The following is a 4,734-nucleotide window of genomic DNA, read 5'->3' as shown; positions in this document are numbered from 1 at the left end:
TCGTACACCTTATGGTGGCGGTATCGCAGGCGGCCACTACCACAGTCAATCACCAGAGGCATTCTTCGCTCACTGCCCAGGGTTAAAGATTGTTATCCCTCGTGACCCTTATCAGGCAAAAGGTTTGTTGCTTGCGTCAATTCGCGATAAAAACCCTGTATTGTTTATGGAGCCTAAACGTCTTTACCGTGCATCTGTATCGGAAGTGCCTGAAGAAGATTACGAACTGCCATTAGGTAAGGCAGATATTGTTCAAGAAGGTAGCGATATCACCTTATTAGGGTGGGGCGCGCAAATAGAAATTCTGCAAAAAGCTGCAGAAATGGCTCTTGAAGATGGTGTGTCGTGTGAAATTATCGATTTACGCAGCATATTACCGTGGGACGTTGAAACGGTTATGCAATCTGTAATGAAAACAGGTCGCTTATTGATAAACCACGAAGCACCGCTAACAGGTGGCTTTGCGAGTGAAATCGCAGCGAGCATTCAGGAACGTTGTTTCTTATACCTTGAAGCGCCTATTGCAAGAGTGTGTGGTTTAGACACGCCGTATCCTTTGGCGCACGAAAAAGAATATATGCCAGATGAAACGAAGACGTACGAAGCCATAAAACGTACGCTTCACTACTAAGCCGGGGGACGATGAAATGACAATTGAATTTATCTTACCGGACATTGGTGAAGGTATAGTTGAATGTGAACTTCTGGAATGGTTAGTTTCTGAAGGTGAGCATATAGAAGAAGATCAACCTGTCGCGGAAGTAATGACCGACAAGGCTACCGTGCAAATTCCTGCAATGCATGCGGGTGTGGTTAATAAACTGCATTACGCGGTAGGCGATATTGCTAAAGTGCACGCACCATTATTCTCTATGACGCCAGATGATGCCGACGCTAACTCAGATACACATGAAGACGCGCAAGCGGAAGTAAAAGACAATGCGTCTGAAACAGCGACAGCGAATGATAGTGCTTCTTCAAGCGCTTCAAACGGCAAGCACATCGAAGACTTTATTTTGCCAGATATTGGTGAAGGTATTGTCGAGTGCGAAATTGTGAAATGGAACGTGGCTGAAGGCGATGAAATTGAAGAAGATCAAGCCGTTGTAGAAGTGATGACCGACAAGGCAGTGGTAGAGATCCCCGCTAAAAACGCAGGTACCGTGCATCGTCTTTATTACGCGCAAGGCGATATAGCGAAAGTGCATAGTGCATTGTTTGCGTTAGAAGTTGCCGGTGAAGTCACAACTACTAGCGGTACTGATGACGAATCACCATCGGCAAAAAACAACGCTTCAAGCGTTGTATCTCAAAGTTCAGTGAACACGCAAACAAACGGTTCAAGTCAGCAATCAGCGCAAATTTCTCCTTCAAAATTCAGCGACGGCGAATACGAGCCACCTATCGCTATAGAAGGTAAAGTGTTGGCTAGCCCCGCGGTAAGACGTGTTGCAAGAGAAAAGAATATCGACCTTTCTACTGTGGAAGGCTCGGGTAAAAAGGGGCGGATCCTTAAGTCTGACGTGTTGAATCTACAACATTCGAATGTTGACACGTCGTCTCAAAATTCGAGATCTTCTGCGCCAAGCTCATCTACCGCAGAAAAAGGTGATTTGAATAGCACAAGCACTGTGCTTAAAGGCAGCGTTAGAACAGAAAAAGTACGCGGTATTCAGGCAGCTATGGCGAAGCAAATGTCGGCTTCGGTCTATACTATCCCGCACTTCACAGTAAGTGACGAGTTGGTAATGGACAACCTGATGGCGCTACGCAAGCTGCTTAAACCTGAATTTGAAGCGAAGAACGTAAAACTCAGCTTTATGCCGTTTTTCGTTAAAGCAATGTCGTTGGCACTTAATGAGTTCCCTGTCATTAACAGTCAGCTTAACGAAGACGCCACTGAGATAAGCTACTTCACAGATCACAATATTGGTTTTGCAGTAGACTCTAAAATTGGTTTGCTTGTACCGAATATTAAACGCGTACAAGACCTCTCGCTTTTAGATATTGCTGTTCAAATGCAGGTTATTATCGAACAAGCCAGAGCGGGCCGCGTGGCTGGCGAGCACCTAAAAGGCGGTACGATTAGTATCTCTAATATCGGTGCAATAGGCGGTATTACCGCAACGCCAGTAATTAATAAGCCAGAAGCTGCTATTGTTGCTCTCGGCAAAACGCAGAAACTTCCGCGTTTTGATGATGAAGGGAATGTTAGCGCGCAAAATATCATGGCGGTAAACTGGTCCGGCGATCACCGTATTATTGATGGTGCGACTATGGTGCGATTCAATAATCTATGGATGAGTTACCTAACTCAGCCAGAAAAAATGTTGATGCACCTTAAGTGATATCATTCAAAGCAATTTGATTTGCAGTAGCAATATTTTTAAAGGGCCTATAGTAAAACTATTGGCCCTTTTTTGTTTTGTATACCTCAAAGCGCGTTGACGTTATTATAGAGCACTATAAACAAACGAAAATTTTACTGAGGTTTTGTGCTTAGTTATCAACATGCCTTTCATGCGGGCAACCACGCTGATGTCATCAAACATCTTTGTTGGATTGGCGTTATCAACGCATTAAAGAAAAAAGATAAACCTTTTACGCTTTTCGACACCCACGCAGGCGCGGGCGCTTACGATCTAACCGATGCCATGTCATCAAAAAATAAAGAGTACGAGACGGGTATTTCTCGTTTGCTTATAGATGATAAAGGCGTTCAGGACTTGCCAAATTTGTTGGCAGACTATCTATCGTTGTGTGAACCTTTTTTAGCACAACAACAATATCCGGGCTCACCGGCAATAAGCGCAAAAGCGAAAAGGGATGGTGATAATTTACACCTAATGGAACTTCATCCTGCGGAATTCGATAAACTAGACAAAAACGTATCCCGTTTACGAACCCGTAATAGCCACGTACATAAACGAGACGGTTATGAAGGGCTTCGCGCACTCACGCCACCTAAACCCAATCGCGGTGCTATTTTAATCGACCCTCCTTATGAGCGCGTGAATGAATATAGCGACCTTGTTAAGGGTGTGGAACAGGTATTTAAACGCTGGCAGCAGGCACAAATCGTAGTGTGGTATCCACTATTGTCAGAGAGGGCTGGTGCCAAAAGTGGTGCAAGTGAAGCTATGTGCGAGAAGCTTGCAGCATTAGGTAAACCCTGTTTTAAAGCAGAAATACATGTAGCAGAAAATACCCCAGATGCTGGAATGTATGGTTCTGGCGTATTCGTGTTAAACCCGCCTTGGCAATTAGATGCTAATTTAGAGAGCGCGCTAGAAAGCGTTGTTGGTATGTTAGGTGCTGATGAAACGGGTTATCACGCTACAGCGCATGTTACCTGGATAAACGAAGATAATTGATTGCTGTGCAGTTTAACAATGGTAAGCGTATTGTTGCTGATTAATCTGTTTCAAAAAGTCACTAAAAGCGTGAAGTAAAAAACATGTCGCAACTCAAAGGCCTAAAACATTTCTATATACCCGATGAGCAGTCGATATATTTGCTATCCCATGCGGATGCGAAAAAACTAAAAGACTGGGTAAGCCTTTGCATTTCACAGTTAGAAGGGTTGGGTTACAGTGAAATAGAACTTTTAGGGAAAGGGGCCTTTGGTTTTGCGTTTGCAGGGAATGCACCAAGCGGTGAATCACGGGTATTTAAGTTTTCGCGAATAACGTTGCCGCAGCATGTGCAAGATAGACTAGAAGAGGAAGCTTTTATGCTTTCTCACGTTAATCATGAGTTTGTGCCGCGGTTTATTGAATATCAACAAATACGCAAACAATCCATCTTGGTTATGGGGCGCGCACCTGGCGAAGACCTAGAAAAAGTCAGCTTGAAAACAGGCCCACTTTCGCCCCGTATTATCGTCAAAATTGCAGTGCAGGTCGGCGAACTTTTATCCAGTTTTCGCCAATACAGTGAAAATGGAGAAATTAAACCCATTGTGCACGGAGACATAAAGCCCTCGAATCTGGTTTGGGATGCCGAAAATGAATCGGTTGGATTGATTGATTGGGGCTCTTCAGTGTTCGCACAGACTGACATCACTGGGCAATATGTAGGTAACAATGTAATGGATTTAATGTCGGGTGAACTGCATCAAACTAATGCTCGACTTGGCGATGTTTATTTTATTGGCGAGGAGCAGCTTAATGGCGCACTCTCCAGCCCCCGCTTCGATGAACAAGGCTTGGCCAGTACATTATATGCATTGGCATCAGGGCAATCGTGTCGTTACGGAAGCAAGGTTATTACACCTTCATCCCTTGGTCTTCCTAAAATGCTTGCTAATATCCTTGAGCACATGCTCAGTGAAGATCCAGAAAAGAGAAGGCAGGGCGGAGATTACCTGTTTAATCATCTCCACTTTTTGAAGAATATGGTTTTCACACAAGACAAGCCACCGCAGTACACTCCGCTAATACCTACGTGGCTGGCCCACTCTCAAAACCGTGCTGATATTGAAACCGTGGTTTACAGCTCTCGAAAATCTTACCTACGCCAACAGGCCAGATTGTCTGATTCATTAGATGAGAAAGACGTAGAGGAACTTCGCTATATAGACGACGCGCAATTTGACCGCTATTACAAAAACTACTTACAGGGAATGGGCGATACCGAAAAAGCTTTTGTTTCCGCAATCAGTAGACTGGTCCGTTACCCCGTGGTTGGCGGGATGGCTGTGCGCTGGGAGCCCGAAGGTATATATGTCGATTC

General features: G+C 44.6%; 4 protein-coding genes. All 4 read left to right on the top strand.

From position 1 onward, the window contains the following. Window positions 1-631: transketolase C-terminal domain-containing protein (locus tag QVA83_RS19175; protein WP_287498823.1), on the top strand; the 631-nt coding region annotated here is incomplete at its 5' end. 16 nt (window positions 632-647) lie between these two features. Continuing rightward, complete coding sequence (locus QVA83_RS19170) at window positions 648-2,348, top strand: dihydrolipoyllysine-residue acetyltransferase (RefSeq protein ID WP_156078366.1); 1,701 nt, start codon at window positions 648-650, stop codon at window positions 2,346-2,348. Between the two features lie 147 nt (window positions 2,349-2,495). Beyond that, complete coding sequence (locus QVA83_RS19165; RefSeq protein ID WP_014949534.1) at window positions 2,496-3,374, top strand: 23S rRNA (adenine(2030)-N(6))-methyltransferase RlmJ; 879 nt, start codon at window positions 2,496-2,498, stop codon at window positions 3,372-3,374. Between the two features lie 83 nt (window positions 3,375-3,457). After that, window positions 3,458-4,734, top strand: a 1,277-nt coding sequence (locus QVA83_RS19160) for a protein kinase domain-containing protein (protein WP_287498822.1), incomplete at its 3' end; no start/stop codon positions are given.

Origin of the sequence: Alteromonas sp. AO-Serp (genome assembly GCF_017849675.1) — a bacterium.
Taxonomy (GTDB): domain Bacteria; phylum Pseudomonadota; class Gammaproteobacteria; order Enterobacterales; family Alteromonadaceae; genus Alteromonas; species Alteromonas macleodii.
The sequence above is the reverse complement of the archived record's forward strand: the minus strand, read 5'-3'. Positions and strand labels throughout refer to the sequence as shown.

Bases quoted from the DNA above. Each gene is read 5' to 3' on its own strand.
- QVA83_RS19170 (WP_156078366.1), top strand. From the start codon at position 648: ATGACAATTGAATTTATCTTACCGGACATTGGTGAAGGTATAGTTGAA.